An 18,367-nucleotide genomic window follows, 5' to 3' on the forward strand; every position below is an offset into this window, starting at 1 on the left:
ATTTATTACTTATATTATACATAAATTTGCCCACAAATATACTCCATCCCCTAATATTCATAGGTAACATTTGTTACACCTAACAAACTACGATTATTTAATCATGATGGATATTTTTTTTAACAGTTTTAACAACACAATTTACTGGATTATTAATATGGTGGCTTTACGTACACCATGGTATCAAAATTATTTTTGGGGCTTAATTATTATTTCATTCTCTATTTGGTTGTTAGAGGTTTTTGTTCCTTGGAGAAAACGTCAAAGCATTTTTAGAAAAGATTTTGATATAGATTTTTTCTACATGTTTTTTAACTTTTTCATTTTCGCTATAGTTATTAATGGAGTTTATGCCTTGGTTGGTAATAAAGCTAATGAATATGGTGTTACAATGAAAAGTTTTACCTTAATAAATCTTGATCATTTTAATCCTTATCAACAATTAATCATCTTTTTTGTATTAAGTGATTTTTTGCAATGGATTACCCATATTATTTTACACAGAGTCCCTTGGTTTTGGAAATTCCATCAAATACACCATAGTACAAAAGAAATGGGGTTTGCAGCACATTTGCGTTACCACTGGATGGAAAACATTCTTTATAAGCCACTAAAAACTTTTGCCATTATGCTTATTGGTGGTTTTGAGCCAGAGCAAGCCTATATTGTACATTTTACAGCTATTGTTATAGGACACCTTAATCATTCCAACTTAAACATTACTTGGGGACCTTTAAAATATATACTTAACAACCCTGTGATGCACTTATATCATCATGCATACGAACTTCCAGAAAACAAAAAACATGGAGTTAATTATGGAATAAGTTTAAGTATTTGGGATTATATTTTTAGAACAAATTACCTTCCAAAGGTTGATAAATATTTAAAACTAGGATTTGAAGGAGATGATAAAATCCCTCAAAAATTTAGTCAGCAATTCTTATATGGTTTTGTAAAATTAAAAAAAGACAAGCCTAATTTTAGATAACAACTAAATTTATATCACGCTAAAAGGTTTGTAGTAATTGTGCCATAAACCTTTTAATTTAATAAGTATCTTTGCTTGTATATTTTTTTTGACAGCACCATGTCTACATCCAAGCATTTACATTTTTTTAAACAAAATATTACAGGAATCTCTATTCCTAAAAAGTTTACCTATCCATTTTACTACGAACCCCATCCGTTAAGTATATTGGCTGCAGAACAACTGCAAGAATATTTAACTTATCAAAAAGATTTTGAACATAACTTTTCTGAAACAGGAAAAATGTTTGGAGTTTTAGTTGTAAAAGATTTACACAAAAGTATTGGATTTATTGCTGCTGTATCAGGAAAATTAGCTGATACCAACATCCATCATTATTTTATCCCCCCTATTTTTGATATGCTTCCTTTAGATGGATATTACAAAATAGAAGAGGAAAAATTAAATATTTTAACTCAACAAATAAACGACTTAGAACAAGCAGAATCTTATAAAAATAGTCTTGAAATACTTTCTAAAGCTCAACAAAATGCCATTGATGAAAAAGAGTCTTTAAGACAGGAAATGATTTCGGCCAAAAAAGCTAGAAAGCAGCAAAGACTAGCGTTTGAAGAAGAATTTAATGGTGATTTTTTAAAAGAAAAATTAAAAGCATTAGACCAGCAAAGTATTTTATCTAAATTAAAAAAGAGAGACTTAACCATTTTTTGGGATAAAAAAATTGCTGATTTAAAAAACGACGTAGCTGTTTTTGAATCAAAAATTCATCAATTAAAAAAAATTAGAAAAGAACAATCTAACGCTTTACAGCAATATCTTTTTAATCAATACCAATTTTTAAACAAAAAAGGTGACACCAAAAATTTGTTAGATATTTTTAAAGAAACTCCTTTAAAAATTCCACCAGCTGCTGCAGGAGAATGTGCTGCCCCAAAGCTATTACAATATGCTTTTGCCAATAACTTAACCCCTATTTGTATGGCAGAATTTTGGTGGGGAAAAGCTCCAAATTCTGAAATTAGAAAACATGGTCAATTTTACCCTGCTTGCCAAGGAAAGTGTAAACCAATTTTAGGACACATGCTCTCTGATATGGAATTAGAAGTAAATCCTTTACTTAACAATCCTGCAATTGGAAAAGAATTAGAATATTTATACGAAGATGAATATATGGTGGTGGTAAATAAACCTGCTGAATTTTTATCAGTCCCAGGAAAAACTATTAATGATTCTGTTTATTTACGCATCAAACAAAAATATCCTAATGCAACTGGTCCTCTTATTGTTCACAGGCTAGACATGTCTACTTCTGGAATTATGCTAATTGCTTTAGACAAAGACACTCATGAAAATTTACAAAGACAATTTATTAAAAGGCAAGTAAAAAAACGCTACCTAGCTTTACTAGATGGAATTGTTAAAGAGAAAAAAGGAACTATTGAATTACCCTTGCGTTTGGATATAGATGACAGACCAAGACAATTGGTTTGTTATGAACATGGAAAACCTGCCAAAACACTTTGGAAGGTTCTCAACCATGTTGACGATAATAAAACTAAAATTTACTTTTATCCTGTTACTGGTAGAACCCATCAATTAAGAGTTCATGCCTCACATCCAAAAGGACTAAACACTCCTATTATTGGTGATGATTTATATGGTTCTAAATCCGATAGATTGTATTTACACGCAGAGCATATTTCTTTAACTCATCCTGTTACCAAAGAAAAAATTGAATTTAAAGCCAAAGCTGATTTTTAATGCTGATTATTGGGTTATTTTAATATAATCTACAATAAATTCTTCCGGAAGAGCAGTATCATCAATATCTTTCCCTCCAAACTTACCTCCAATAGCTAAATTTAAAATCAAATAAAAAGGTTTGTTATATGGCCAAACTTTATCATTCTTAATTTGTGGTGAAAAAGTATACAACAATATATCATCCACGTAAAAAATAATAGCCTCTTTAGTCCATATGGTTTTATAAATATGGAAACCTTTATCAATACCTTTCACAAAAGTTCTTTTGGTATTAATAGTTTCCCCATGACTATCAGGAGTATGTAAAGAAGTATATAAATAATTAGGATCCCTTCCTAAATACTCTAACATATCTATTTCGCCACAAGCTGGCCAACCTACTTCACTAATATCAGATCCTAATAACCAAGCAGCAGGCCATAAACCTTTCCCATTAGGAACTTTCGCTTTCACCTCAATTGTTCCGTATTTAAATGATACTTTATCTTTTGTGGTGATTTTTCCTGAAAAATATTGTTCGTTTACCTTAGATGCTTTGATATGTAAAAAACCATCTTTTACTTTTATGTTTTCTTTTTGATACCATTGAGATTCTTCATTTCCCCACCCACACAAAGTAGGACAACCATCACCTAACTCATAATTCCAATAAGTGGTATCTAATTCTGATTGATTAAAGTCATCCTGAAAAATAATTTTTCCTTGGCCATAACTTGATATGACTAAAAACAACAAACAACTATATAAAAATAACTTATTCATAAATTTCAAAACTTGTTTCAATTACTGTTTTAGAGCTACCCCCTATAAAAACTTTAAACTTCCCAGGCTCAACTATAAAAGCTCCTTGATTATCATAAAAACCTAGTTCTTTATCTGATAAAGTAAAATCTATGGTTTTTTCTTCATTTGGTGCTAAAGAAATCATCTCAAATCCTTTTAATTCCTTAACAGGTCTAGTTATACTAGCAAAAACATCTCTAATATACAATTGTACCACCTCTTTTCCATTTACCTTTCCTATATTCTTTACATCAACTTTTACCAAAACCTTATTTCCTTTTTGTTTTATTTTTAAGTTTTCATAGGCAAACTCTGTATAGCTCAACCCGTGACCAAAAGGATATAAAGCACTGTTTTTTTCATCTTGATAATGAGACCAAAAAACCACATCTTTTCCTGGTAACGTAGGTCTACCCGTATTTTTATAATTGTAATATAACGGTACTTGTCCTACATTTCTAGGAAAACTCATAGGTAGTTTTCCACTAGGGTTGTATTCACCATATAAAACTTGAGCAATTGCATTTCCGCTTTGTGTTCCTAGTTGCCAACATTCTAAAATTGATGGAATATGTGCATCTGCCCAACCTAATGTTAAAGGTCTACCATTGTTTAAAACCAAAACAATATTTGGGTTTATTTTATAAACTTCTTCTAATAGCTCTTGTTGTAAACCAGGCAAACCAAGATCTGTTCTACTACGGCCCTCTCCACTTTGAAAACCGTGTTCTCCTAAAACCATAACCACTATATCTGCCTTTTTAGCTACTGTTTTCGCTTCTAAAAAACCACTTTTATCAGTAGTATTAATTTTAACTTCTGTTATAAAATCTGGGATTCCTATAGCAACATCTGTTCCTTTTGCATATGTGATTTTATTCCCTTTATAAGCCAGCAATCCCTCTAAAACAGATACTGCTGTACTGTCTTTTGCTGCAATCCTCCAACTTCCCAAAGGACTTGTTTTATCGTTTGCCAATGCTCCTATCACCGCTATATTTTGTCCTTGTTTTTTTAACGGCAATAGTTGATTTTGATTCTTTAATAACACAATTGATTTTTTAGCCATATCTAAAGAAGCATCCATCACCTCTTGACTCCCTAATATTTTTTCTTCACGCTCTTTATTACAATACTTATATGGATCATCAAACAAACCCAATTCAAACTTTACCTTTAAAATTCTTTTTGCAGCATCATCAATTAAAGCTTCTTTTACTTTTCCTTCTTTTACCAAATTGGCTAATTCATCAACATAAGCATAAGACTCCATATCCATATCTGAACCCGCATTGGCTGCTATTTCTGCAGCTTGTTTTAAATTCTCCGCATGACCATGAGCTATCATTTCTGAGATAGATCCCCAGTCTGAAACTACAAAGCCACCAAAATTCCAATCTCTCTTTAAAATATCACGTTGTAAAAACTTATTTCCTGTAGCTGGCACCCCATTTAATTCGTTAAAAGAATTCATAAATGTTTTTACCCCAGCATCAATACTCGCCTGAAATGGAGGAAAAATAATATTATATAAAGTTGATGTTCCTACATCTACTGTATTATAATCTCTACCTGATTCTGCAAAACCATATCCTGCAAAATGTTTTGCACAAGCTACTATTGTATTTTCTTTTGATAAATCATCTCCTTGAAAACCTTTAACTCTTGCATAAGCAATTTTACTTCCTAAATAAGTATCTTCCCCAGCACCTTCCATCACACGCCCCCAACGAGCATCTCTAGACACATCTACCATTGGTGCAAAAGTCCAGTTAATTCCTACCGATGAGGCTTCTAAAGCAGCCATTTCAGCTGATTTTTTAATTGCTTCTAAATCCCAACTTGCAGCTTCTGCTAATGGAATTGGACTCATGGTTTCGTAACCGTGAATTACATCAAACCCTATGATTAATGGAATTCCCAATCTAGTTTCTTCTACAGCAATTTTTTGTACAGCACTTACCTCATCTACCCCTCTTACGTTTAACATAGACCCCACATAACCTTTACGCAGATCTTTATATTTTTTAGCAGCGTCTCCTTGAATTGGAGAAGGTCCTGTTACATTCCAAAAACCATTGTATTGATTCATTTGACCTATTTTCTCTTCGAGAGTCATTCTCGACATCAAATCTTCTACTCTTTCATCTATAGTCAATGCTTTATTTTTATAAGCAAATTCACCATTCTGTTTACATGAAAACATGCTTAACATGACTATGAAAACGCTTACTGATTTTATAAAATTTTTCATATTTCTAATTTTACAAGTATTATTATTTTTTAGAAATGCTACACGAGATATCGTTATCATCATTATATTTTTTTTAAATTCTTATTGAATTATTTTTTATGTGTAGCAAAGGTTTAAAACACCTTTACCACATATAAAAACTTTACTAAACAAACATTTATGATTTTATTGATATACTTTGATGTAATCTATTTCCATTGATGATTCAGTAAAACCTGGATCTATTTGTCCTCCGAAAGAACCACCCATTGCAACATTTAAAATCATATAAAATGGATGATTAAAAGGCACTGATGAACTATTTGAAAACGAATGAATAAGAAGATCATCTGTATAAAACTTAATTTCACTTTCATTCCAAATGGTTTTATAAATTTTAAACTCTGTAGAAACATCTGGTATAATAGTACTATTAGTATTAGCATTTCCGGCATAATTATCAGGATAATGTAATGTTCCATGTATTCTATTTTGATCATTACCTACATGCTCCATCATATCAATTTCTCCACAACTAGGCCAACCAACAGCTTCAAAATTAGCCCCTAACATCCAGATTGCAGGCCAAGTTCCACCTCCACTAGGCAATTTTGCTCTTACTTCAATCACACCATATTTAAATTCAAATTTCCCTCTAGTTACTTTTCTAGCTGATGTGTAATCTGCACCGTAGTAATTTTCTTTTTTTGCCGTAATTTTTAAAATCCCATTACTAATTAAAGCGTTACTACTTCGTGCAGTATAATATTGAGCTTCATTATTTCCCCAACCACCATTACCTCGTCCAATTTCATAATCCCAATTATCTGTATTTGGTTTTCCATCTACATCAAAATCTTCTAACCAAACCAAAGTCAAAACATTTTCATCAACTAAAACATTGATTTTTATAAATTCACTTATAAAACTTCCGTTTTCTGCATAGGCTAAAACAGTTACTAAATAATTATTACTCCCTTTTTCATTGTAGGTATGTGAAATTACTCCTGTTGCAGATGTCACTTCTGTATTATCTCCAAAAGTTATTTTATAAGAAACTGCATCGGTTGCTGACAAAGTAAAATTGACCAATCCAGAACCATCTCCCTCAGGACTTTCTATGGTTGCTCCTGAAATTAAAGTTGTAATTATTAAATCTTTTGGGACTCCGTTTGTGTCTCCTCCATTATCAATATTCTCATTATTACTACTAGAACAAGCAACAAGTAAATAAAACATGTATCCTAATATTCCTATATTTTGTAAAAGTTTATTCATTATGTATCTATTTTACAGGTTCTATGTGCCTTAACTAATAGTTATTTTAATAATAAACCTCACTCATCATTATTTGAATGAGTGAGGTTTATGCTTGTTAAATATTATTTATAGAAATAAAAATTATCTATAAATACACTTGCTTCACCATTAGGTAATGCTGTAATAATGTATTGAGCTAAATGTCCTTTATTAACCAATCCAGGAAAATCACTTAAAGGAAAATCAAAAGAAACCCAGCTACCATTTGCAAAACCAGTAATTGTTTTAGCCCCTTCTGTGTCATCTCCTCCATCAAAAGCTCCATCAGCCCCAAAGTCTACTATTTTTAATCCAAACTCCGTAGCGTTACTTGACCATATATCAATATGTACATGAGTCATTGTAGAAGCATCTATCGTTGCGCTAGTTGTTTCAACACCAGCATAACTTAAAGATGTGTATAATTTTACAGGGTTACTTGCAATTGTTTTCTCTTCATAGTTAGATACTGACCAGTCAGTTTTCCATGTATCTACAGAAACATCTGTATAAGCATCACTATATAATGAGATGACATCTGCTGCAGACTTGGTTGGTGCAGTTGGTGCATCCACTGGGTCTGTTTCCTCAGGACACCCACCATTTGCCACTGTTCCAGGTGTATTTACACACTTATCTATTGAATCTATAACACCATCATTATCTGTATCTGGCACATCTAAACCTAAACCACCTCCTGTAATATTATCTACATAAAAAGTTCCTGTTGTTGTTTCGGCAAAACCAATAAATACAATTAAACTTTGAAACTGATCTAATGTAATTGTAGTAGTTTCATGATTTGGGAAACTGTTAGTTGCATCTTTTGAAAAATCAAAAGATAATGTTTGCCAACCCGATGTAGCAGTAGTTGTTGCTAATACCTCAATATCAAATCCTCCATCAATACTTGCACCTCCTAATTTCATTAATACAGGAATTTCAGCTGCTGTTTCTTGATAGAAATCCATAGTAATGATACTTTTTGAAGTTACATCAACATGCTTTGACCTATTAACTATAAATGCTTCGTAAAGGTCTCCTTTACTTGTCACTACACCTACTTTTGATGGGGTTCCGTCTTTACCATTTTTAGTCTCTACTTCAATTGTAACTCCATCATTATCTCTATCATCTCTTAAATTTAAACTAGCTTCATCCTCAAAATCTGCTAAAGAAACTCCAGCCTCAAAAGTTACTGTATGTTGTTTTGTTACAGATACTTCATCTGCATTATCTGCAACTGCTGTTACTTTAATATCGTAGGTTGCTGTAGTTGCCTGATATTCATAAGTAACTTGGGGCCCACTTGTTTGCTTAATATCAGCATCACCTATTGCATTTGCATCTCCAAAATCTACTGTATAGACTGTGTTTGTACCACCTGTTGATGTAGGAGTTACTCCCACAACCTTACCTGTATCATCTACCGACACAGAGGTAAAAGTTAAATTTGTAATACTTGCTGAACTTGATCCAGCCACGTCTTCGTCTTTTGAACATGCAATAATACTTAACGCTAAAAGCACGTACTTTCCTTTTTTTAATAGTTTCATCATTTCTTATTTTTTTAGTTTAACATTTTAATTATATTGACTCTATAGCTAATAACTCATAGAGTTTGTTTTATTTTTTTAATTGTAATTAGGGTTTTGTGACCATCTGTTTCCTGCTAACTTAATTTCTATTAGAGGTATTGGAAAGACTTCGTTTTTCCCTGCTGTAAAACCTGTAATTTCTGTAGCTGCCTTTCCTGTTCTTACCAAGTCAAAAAACCTATGTCCTTCTCCCACCAATTCAACCCTTCTTTCTGCATATATAGCATCTGTTAAAGCTGCTCCAGTAAGTACCACATCGTGTAATAAATCTCCAAAAGCACGTCTTCTTACTCTATTTAAATAACTCTGAGCTTTAAGATCATTACTAGGTATTGCTCTATTGTTTGCTTCGGCAGCCATTAACAGTACATCAGCAAAACGAATAGCTCTGTAATTATTGGGATTGGTTAAGTTTCTATCTCCTGTAGCGTTTGGTCCTCTTAACCTTGGAATGTATTTTCTGTTAAAATATCCTGTATGTTCATACCCTGTTCCGTAAGTAACACTAGCGTTATCTGATGCCCATTGAACAATATCTAAAATAGCTACATCTTTACGGTTATCATCAGCTTCAAAAGCATTAACGACCTCTTGAGTTGGTACATTAAAACTAAAACCAGAGGTAAATAACGGCCCTACGTATTCTCTAATCCCATTAAAACCAACAGCTATATTTCCCTCACTACATTGCAAACAATCAAATGAGGCACCTTCTAGTTCTGTATATTGAACCTCAAAAACAGATTCTATGTTATTCTCTCCTGCATGTTCAAAAATGGTATTGTAATCAGCAACTAAGTCGTAAGGCCCCGTAGTAATTAGATCTTCTAAAACAGTAGCTGCTTCTGTAAATTTATTTTGATACAAATATGCCTTACCTAATAAAGCTTGTGCTGCTCCTTTGGTAGCTCTACCAACCTGTGACTGAATGACTGGTAAATTGTTAACAGCAAAAAGTAAATCTGTTTCAATTTGCGCATAAACTTGTGCTTTAGGAGTTCTATCAATAGAAATTTCTTCTCCAAAAAGAATTCTTTTGTCTACTGCCAAAGGCACATCACCAAACCATTTTACCAATTCAAAATAATAATAGGCTCTTAGGAATCTTGCTTCAGCTAAAACTACAGGTTTGTTTGCAAAATCTATTTTATCTTGAAACTCTAAAATATAATTTGCTCTATTTACACCTCCAAACATCCATCCAAAAATATCTCTCAGTTGTTGATTTGATGAAGTATGAACCATGTCATCTACTTCTTGAATCCCTATAACATCATTAGCACTTTCTCCTCCTGCCAATGTATTATCTGAGGCTATTTCACCCAACATTACATTTAAGTAGGTGGATTGTAATATATCATAAGCTCCTATTAATGCATCTTGATAATCTTGTTCTGTGTTAAAATAATTTTCTGAGTTTATAACTTGAGATTCAACATCTACAAAGTCATCACTACAAGCAACAAATAAAGACGTTGCTATAACCGCTAGTATTTTTATAGTTATATTTTTCATGAGTTTATTTTTTAGAAATTAACATTTACACCTACAAAAAATGTTTTTGGAGTTGGATAGAATCCTCTATCAATACCTCCTCCTATTGGCTCTCCTGTAGATGCCGTAGGATCATATCCTCTGTAATTTGTTAGTGTTAATAAATTGGTTGCTGATGCGTATAGCCTAACTTTATCTAACTTTATTTTTGTAGTTAGACTTTCTGGAACTGTATAACCTAATTGAATATTTTGTAATCTTAGATACGATCCATCTTCTACATAAAAATCTGAAAACAATGAGTTTTGTGTAGCTTCGGTGGTTACACGAGGGAAAGAATTGCTAGTCCCTTCACTCGTCCACCTATCTAAGAAATATGTTGGTCTATTAACCAAGGGGAGGTTTCTTTCATAATCTCTTACTATATCGTTTCCTAATGATGCAAAAGCATATAAGCTAAAATCAAAATTCTTATAATCAACGGACATATTAAACCCCATTGTAAAATCTGGAATAGGATTTCCCAAATCTGTTTTATCATCTGCATCAATCTTTCCATCTCCACTTACATCTACAAAGCGTAAATCTCCTGGCTCTGCATCTAATTGAATTGGGGCACCATCTATTTCTGCTTGAGTTTGAAATACACCATTGGTTTTATAACCATAGAAATAACCAATTGGTTTACCTGCTTCCATTCTTGCAATTGGGTCTTGTCCAACTCCAAAAGAACCTGACTCTAACACTCCGGTATCACTACCCACAAACAATACTTCATTTTTTAATGAGGTGATATTATATTTTACATTGAAGTTAAAGTCCTCTGAAATTTTCTCGTTATATCCTATAGAGAATTCAAACCCTTTGTTCTCTACTGTACCTGCATTAATTGTTGGGGCCCCAGAACCAGGTGCATATACTCCTAATATTCCTGACACTTGTGGTGTTACTAATAAGTCTTCTGTTTTTTTATTGAAGTAATCTACTGTAATATCTATTTTATCAAACAACCCTAAATCAATAGCAATGTCAAATGGTTTTTGCTTTTCCCATCTAATTTCTGGATTTGATAATTTTCCAATTGTTTTTCCATAAGTTAAAGCGTTATCTAAAACATACACTCCTTCTCCATCTAAAAGAGAAACAAATCCATAAGCTCCAATTCTATCATTTCCTAAAACACCATAACTACTTCTTAATTTTAAAAGATTTATAAAGCTAACATCCTTCATAAAATCTTCTTCTGAAACTACCCAACCTACTGATGCTGTTGGAAAAAAACCAAATTTATTTTTAGGACCAAAATTGGTAGAACCATCTCTTCTTAATACTGCTGAAGCTAAATACTTACCATCATAAGCATACTGAATACGAGTAAAGTATGATAACAATCTACTATCAAAAGAAATTTTAGGAGTGTTGTTTATTGCTAAGTTATCATCTACTGTAGCAGAGTTTTCTACACTAGCACTCTTTAAAGTGTTACCCGTTGGAGCATACCCTTTTTTATTGTAAAGATTTACTCCTACTGTTTTAAAAATTGAGGTTCCTAACAAAGCTTTAATATCATGTTTATCAAATTTTCTTTCATATTTAATAAAAGCATCAAAAGTATAATCTTTATAAACTGTACCTGACTCATCTACGGTGGCACTATTTACATCATCTGTTAATTCAGCTTCACTAGAAACAGTATTAAATACTTTTCCTGACCCATAAAATAATTCTGGAAAATAACTTTTACCTCTAACATCTGCATAATTCAACTGTATGTTAGATTCTGCTTGGAAATATTCTAAAAACCTATAATTCAACCCATAACTTCCTGAAATTTTATTTACTTGAGATTGGTTATATGTATTTTCTATTTGAGCCAATGGATTAACAACCTCAATTCCTAAACCTGTGTTTGGTAATTTGGTATAATCTCCATTAGTATCTCTTACTAATAATTGAGGTGGAGCACTTAATGCATTAAATAAAACTGAACCCAATGCATTTTCTGACAATATTTTTCTGTTGGTATTGATATAAGTTGTAGTTGTTGATAATTTTAAATTCTTTACTAAATCAATAGAATAGTTTAGCCTAGCTGTTGATCTATTAAAGTTTGATTTATCTCCACCTACAATACCATCCTGTGTTAAATGGGATATACTAAAATCATAATTAGATTTTGTAGTTCCTCCATTTAAACCAAAATTAACACTTGATATTGGGGCATTTTTAAACACTTGATCTTGCCAGTCTGTTCCTGTTGTAGGATACAATGTGAACACCGGAGAGTCTCCTCCATTAGCTGCTGCTTCATTAACTAAAATGGCATAATCTCTAGGTTGTAACAAATCCATTTTTTTTGTGGTTTGCTGTATTCCCGTATAGGCATCAAATCTGAATTTTAAATCTGAATTTTTACGACCTGACTTGGTCGTTATTAGAATTACTCCGTTTGCTCCTCTTACTCCATAAATACCTGCTGTTGCATCCTTAATCACACTCATAGAGGCAATATCTGAAGGGTTTACAACACTCAAATCTTCTATAACTGCTCCATCTAATAATATTAAAGGTCTACTATCTCCATTAGTTGATATACCACGAATATTAATTTTTGGTGCTGATCCTGGCGAACCAGATGAAGGAGTTACACTGATTCCCGCTTGCCCTTGTAATGCCTCTTCAACTCTGGTTGGTTTTATTTTTTCAATCGCTTCACTATCAACAATAGTTACAGCTCCTGTAACCTCCTTAATTATTTGAGATCCATATCCAATTAATACAACTCCATCTAATTCTTGAACATTTTCTTTTAACTGAATATTTATAGATGCTCGATTAGCTAAAACTTCTTTACTTTCAAACCCTAAATAGCTTATCTCTATAATTTGTTCAGCACTAACATTTGAAAGACTATACTCACCGTCAAAATTAGAATAAGTACCATTAGTAGTACCTTTTATTAAAATACTAACACCTGGTAGAGCTTCTCCAGTGTCTATATTAGTTACAATACCACTAACAGTTCTAGTTTGAGAAAAACTCACTAGTGATATTAATAATAAAGGGATTAGAATTATATATTTTTTCATCAGTACAATAGTTTAGATTACGTTTATCTCAAAACTACGCACACATTATTATTAATTCACTAAAAACACCCACTACAAAAAACATACACTGCAATAAAAAATTAAAAGTGGTAGGTTTTACTTAGCCTCAAGAACAGTTTAAATCTATAAAAAAACAAAATGTAGTGGTCTTGTATGGGTAAAATACACTATTGTAGTGCTAAAACAAACACTACTACATCGGTCTTTACTGAATTATGCGCTCCGAAAAGACTAATTTGAATTTTTTTGTAGAGAAAGATCTATTATACAAAAAAGAAAACCCCTGAATATTTTGTAAATATTCAGGGGTTTATTCAAAATTAGGTTGTTGATTTAGTGATATTAAATTTTTAATATATAATCCGTTAAATTTTCATCATTCTCAAGATTCATTTTCTTTCTTAGTCTGTATCTTTTTACCTCAACACTTTTAGATGAAATATTTAATAAAGGAGCTATTTCTTTTGAAGAAAGATTTAATCTTAAGTAGGCACATAATCTTAAATCATTTGATGTTAATGACGGATGTAGATCCTTTATTTTTTTTGTAAAATCTTTATCTGCATTGTTAAAAGCTTCTTCAAAAACTTTCCAATCATCCGTATGATTTAAATTTTTATCAATAATCTTAATAACAGTATTTATATTTTTTTGTCCACCTTTTAACAACTCACCTTTTATAGTGTTAAGCAATTCATTTTTCTTAATTAAATTCATAGTAGAGCCTGCCAACTCTTTATTTTTTATTTCAACATCAACTTCTAACTTTTCTTTTTCTAACAAGGTTAATTTTTGTTCATTTTCTAATTTCTCCAATTCAAACTCTTGTTGCTTTCTAGAAAGTAATCTTTCTCTTTGCTTTGTATAATACCTTGTGTACATAGTATGCATAAAAACGGAAAAACCAACAATAAATAATAAATAAACAGAAAGCATAAGCGTTGATATATACCAAGGCTTTCCTATTTTGAAACCATAAGTAGCTGTGTTATGAGTTAAAACTCCATTTACTTTAGCTCTAATTTTAAATTGATAAGTACCAAAAGGTAGGTTTTCAAAAAACACATTACTATTAGGTCTCCATTCACTCCATATACTACTTAACCCCTCTAATTGGTATTGATACTCTACTTGAGAAAACTTATCATAAATTGGTACACTACAAATAAATTCAAAATTGTTCTCATCATTATCAAAAACACCACTTTCTAATAAATTCACATTCTTTGGGGTACCTGTTAACGTTGCATTCTTTATTTGATTAATTACAACTTGTGACGATTTATTTTGATTTACACCATTTAACTTTAATGTGATATACCCATTAGATGTTCCTATTAAATATTTGTTTTGAGATATTTTACAAATATTTTCAAAACCAGAAGCTCCTTTTCTAAGCTTAAAAGGAATAGAAATGTTTTTTACAATTGGTTTTGCGCTCAACACTCCTTGCTCTATATAAGTAATATTTTTTTTAGAAAATCCCCAGAGTTTATTATCCATTGGCATATTTATTAAAACTCCAGTACTATAATTCTCTGGGATTGTATACTTAGATAATAAATCATCTTTTACAAAGCCATCTTCTTTTAAATTATACTTATAAACCCCTTGTTTATATGAGTAAAGTATGTCTCCTTTATATTTTAACAAAGCAGAGTGAATTCCTTTTCCTGTAGATATTAAAATAGAAACATTAGATATTTTAGTATAATCGTCATTTACCAATAGTTTATAAACACCTTTATATTCGTGATTCACAAAAATGGTATTCTTATCTAAAAACTCAAAATACCTGCTGGAAATATTAAAACCTTCAATTTTATTTTTCAATCTCCAAGCCCCCTCTTTTTTTTCAAAAACGTAAAGTCCTTTATAATTTCCTTGAACAAAAGTATTTTTTGATATCAATTCAATTTTCCATGTTCCCATTACATTTCCGATCAAAGTAGCATTACTTTTATTAATAAGAAATGTTCCTAAGTTATGACCACATAATAAATCTTTGCCTATTTTTTTTAAGGTCCAAACTTGACCATTTGTGTTTTCTACAAAAGAAAATTCTTCATCAGAATTATTTCGTTTAAAAAATAAACCTTGATTGGTTCCTAAATAAAGCATATCATCATGCACAATAGAAGTATACACTGTTCCCAATACTCCTATATTATTTTTATAAACTCTAAAAGGAGAGTTTATATGAATGGCATTAATTCCATCATCTAAACCTAACCATATATTTTGATCAATATCTTGAAAAATAGATAAAACGGTATTATTACTCAATCCTTTTTCATGATTAATAACATAACGAATAGCTCCTACACTGTCTAAAAAAATTACTCCATTAGAAATGGTTCCCAACACCAAACTATCATCAGTTAACTTAATACTACTATAAAACGTATAATCCTTTACAGCTGTGTTTAACTTAGTGTTCCATAACTTTAATGAACCATTTTCTAAATAATACAATCCTTTATTGGTAGTTACAAAAACTAATTTATTATCAATATCATGAATAGATACAATATCATGTTTAAGAACCAAATCATCCTTGGTAACTATTTTTGAAACTCCTTTTTCTAATTTAAAAACTCCTTTTCCTTGTTCTTGATAATAAATAGAACCTCTAACTTTATAAATTGAGGTTATTTTCGAGTCTGATTGAATTACTTTAAACTCTTTTGTATTTAAATTATATAAATAAATTCTTTGTAAAGACTGAAACAAAACCCAACCTTCCAAAGTTTCTATATGCCAAAACTGTTCATCTTCCAGTAAATCTATATCCGAAGACAAGGATGTAAACTCCAAGACTCCTTGAGCATTTTTTTGCCAATACCCAAATCCATTATAAAAACCAATATACACCTTATTATTGATAGCTTTAACAGATCGTACTATAGTCTCATTTGGAGATAAATACAACTTCCATGAAGAACCATCAAGTTCTAAAAGTCCTTTATTGTTTGCTATATAAATATGTTTGTCTGATGCTTGACTTATTCCCCAGTTTTGATTTTCGGCATTATATTCCTTTGAAGTATACACACTAATAGGTGGTATTTCTTGTGCATATAAAGAGTTCACAACTAAGACAATCGCAACGAAGTAATTGATAATTTTCATTTTATATTTTTCCTAAGAATGAGTTAATATAAAAAATAAAAAAGGACAACTAAATCAAATCACAAGGTTTTATCCATCACTAGAGATTTACGAATAAAAAAAGACACTTTTTTAAGTGCCTTTTTTACTTATCTCATCAAAATTTTTTAATGCTGTTTTAACTTCCAAATTAAATATCCACCTTTTAAATCAAAAACATTTTCAAATCCCTGATCTATCATTATTTTTAAAGCTTTTTGACTTCTTTTTCCTGAACGACAATATAAATAAGTGGCTTTGGTTTTGTCTAAAGTTTTAATTTGTTGCTTAAATTGATTGGATAAAACATCCATGTTTTTAGCATTTTTAATACAACCTCCTTGATATTCAGCAATGGTTCTAACATCAATTAATTGAATATTTTTACCTTCTATGCCTTTTTTAAAAGCTACATAATCTAACCTATTTTCTTTTAATTTTTGAGATTCAACATACCCAAAAACTATCCAACCGATTACAATAACAATTCCTAATACAATAATAATTTTCATCTTTTATTTTATAGTGGTTGGACAAACATAATCTGTGATTTTTAGTCCACTTTTTTTAATTACAGAAAATCCTTCTGCAATATCTATAAAATTATGGATTCCTCTACTTTTTAAAATAGAAGCTGCTATCATACTTCTATAACCACCCGCGCAATGAATAAAAAAGTTTTCTTTTGATGGAAAATCTTTTAAGTAATTATTAAGATCATCTAATGGTGTATTCACCGCTTTAGGTAATCTTTCTGAAATATATTCTGATGGTTTTCTTACATCATAAACCAAAGATTCATCCGTAATGGTATCTTTTATGTGAGGTTGTAAAATTTGATTTACAGTATCAAACTCTTTCCCTGCTTTTAACCATGCCTTAAATCCTCCTTTTAAATACCCCAAAGTATTGTCAAACCCTACTCTAGACAAACGAGTAATGGTTTCTTCTTCTCTTCCTTCTGGAATTACCAAAACAATAGGTTGTTTAACATCTCCTATTAAGGTCCCTACCCATGGAGCAAAACCTCCATCAATACCAATAAAAATAGATTGAGGAATATGACCTTTTGCAAACTCACTTTCTGATCTAACATCTAGTACCAAAGCACCAGCTTCATTAGCTAATAATTCTAGCTCTTCAGGAGTCAACTCATGTGTTCCTTGCTCAATTACATCGGCAATATCCTCATACCCCTCCTTGTTCATTTTAACATTTAACGGAAAATATTTTGGTGGTGGCATTAATCCGCTAGTTACTTCTTTTACAAATTCATCTTGAGTCATATCTGCTCTTAAAGCATAATTTGTCTCTTTTTGCTCCCCTAAAGTTCCTGTTGTTTCTTTACTTAAATTTTTTCCACAAGCAGATCCTGCTCCATGTCCAGGATAAATAATCAACTCATCTTCCAAAGGCATAATTTTAGTTCTTAAACTATGATAAAGTGTTGCTGCCAACTCTTCTTGAGTCATATTTGCTGCTTTTTGTGCCAAATCTGGTCTACCTACATCTCCTAAAAACAAAGTATCTCCTGTAAACAAAGCATGATTTTTTCCTTGTTCATCTTTTAACAAATAAGTGGTAGACTCTATAGTATGTCCTGGTGTATGCAAAGCCACAATAGTAATTTTACCTAATTTAAATTCTTGATGGTCTTTAGCTATAATAGCATCAAAAGTAGGATTTGCATTTTCTCCGTATATAATTGGGGCACCTGTTTTTTTTGATAACGTAACATGTCCACTCACAAAATCCGCATGAAAATGTGTTTCAAAAATGTATTTGATTTTAGCATTATTTTTTTGAGCCAAATCAATATAAGGCTGTACTTCTCTTAAAGGATCTATAATAGCTACTTCTCCTTCACTCTCTATATAATAAGCACCTTGTGCCAAACATCCTGTATAAATCTGCTCTACTCTCATTTTCTTTTTATTTTATAATT

General features: G+C 31.2%; 11 protein-coding genes. 2 read left to right on the forward strand and 9 right to left on the reverse strand.

Annotated features, from left to right (window positions below; translation table 11 throughout):
- The first annotated feature begins 103 nt into the window (after nt 1-103).
- Entirely contained in the window at nt 104-991 is an 888-nt protein-coding gene (locus AXE80_RS09345; RefSeq protein WP_418382224.1) for a sterol desaturase family protein, read from the forward strand.
- Between the two features lie 99 nt (nt 992-1,090).
- A complete protein-coding gene (locus AXE80_RS09350) occupies nt 1,091-2,752 on the forward strand; it encodes a pseudouridine synthase (RefSeq protein ID WP_068826623.1) in 1,662 nt (553 codons plus the stop codon).
- A gap of 6 nt (nt 2,753-2,758) precedes the next feature.
- Here the strand turns inward: AXE80_RS09350 and AXE80_RS09355 are convergent, their stop codons facing one another.
- The 9 genes from AXE80_RS09355 to AXE80_RS09395 all read right to left on the reverse strand — a co-directional run bounded on the left by AXE80_RS09355 (nt 2,759) and on the right by AXE80_RS09395 (nt 18,347).
- Nucleotides 2,759-3,517, reverse strand: coding sequence for a glycoside hydrolase family 16 protein (locus AXE80_RS09355; RefSeq protein WP_068826626.1), 759 nt, complete (start codon nt 3,515-3,517; stop codon nt 2,759-2,761).
- Nucleotides 3,510-5,792, reverse strand: coding sequence for a beta-glucosidase BglX (bglX, locus tag AXE80_RS09360; RefSeq protein WP_068826629.1), 2,283 nt, complete (start codon nt 5,790-5,792; stop codon nt 3,510-3,512). Before bglX ends, AXE80_RS09355 begins: the two co-directional genes overlap by 8 nt.
- Before the next feature lie 165 nt (nt 5,793-5,957).
- Nucleotides 5,958-7,049, reverse strand: a complete 1,092-nt coding sequence (locus AXE80_RS09365; RefSeq protein ID WP_068826632.1) for a family 16 glycosylhydrolase — start codon at nt 7,047-7,049, stop codon at nt 5,958-5,960.
- 104 nt (nt 7,050-7,153) lie between these two features.
- Nucleotides 7,154-8,629, reverse strand: coding sequence for a hypothetical protein (locus tag AXE80_RS09370; RefSeq protein ID WP_157359384.1), 1,476 nt, complete (start codon nt 8,627-8,629; stop codon nt 7,154-7,156).
- Between the two features lie 75 nt (nt 8,630-8,704).
- Nucleotides 8,705-10,183 (reverse strand): RagB/SusD family nutrient uptake outer membrane protein, encoded by a 1,479-nt coding sequence (locus AXE80_RS09375; protein WP_068826637.1) that lies wholly within the window; start codon nt 10,181-10,183, stop codon nt 8,705-8,707.
- An 11-nt stretch (nt 10,184-10,194) separates the two neighbouring features.
- Nucleotides 10,195-13,251 carry a SusC/RagA family TonB-linked outer membrane protein gene (locus AXE80_RS09380; protein ID WP_068826639.1) on the reverse strand — a complete coding sequence of 1,019 codons (3,057 nt, stop codon included), beginning with the start codon at nt 13,249-13,251 and terminating at the stop codon, nt 10,195-10,197.
- A gap of 363 nt (nt 13,252-13,614) precedes the next feature.
- Nucleotides 13,615-16,404, reverse strand: coding sequence for a helix-turn-helix and ligand-binding sensor domain-containing protein (locus AXE80_RS09385; protein ID WP_083194638.1), 2,790 nt, complete (start codon nt 16,402-16,404; stop codon nt 13,615-13,617).
- A gap of 146 nt (nt 16,405-16,550) precedes the next feature.
- A complete protein-coding gene (locus AXE80_RS09390) occupies nt 16,551-16,934 on the reverse strand; it encodes a rhodanese-like domain-containing protein (RefSeq protein WP_068826641.1) in 384 nt (127 codons plus the stop codon).
- Nucleotides 16,935-16,937: 3 nt separating this feature from the next.
- Complete coding sequence (locus AXE80_RS09395) at nt 16,938-18,347, reverse strand: MBL fold metallo-hydrolase (protein WP_068826643.1); 1,410 nt, start codon at nt 18,345-18,347, stop codon at nt 16,938-16,940.
- Nucleotides 18,348-18,367 lie beyond the last annotated feature (20 nt).

This window comes from Wenyingzhuangia fucanilytica, from assembly GCF_001697185.1.
In the GTDB taxonomy this organism is placed as follows: domain Bacteria; phylum Bacteroidota; class Bacteroidia; order Flavobacteriales; family Flavobacteriaceae; genus Wenyingzhuangia; species Wenyingzhuangia fucanilytica.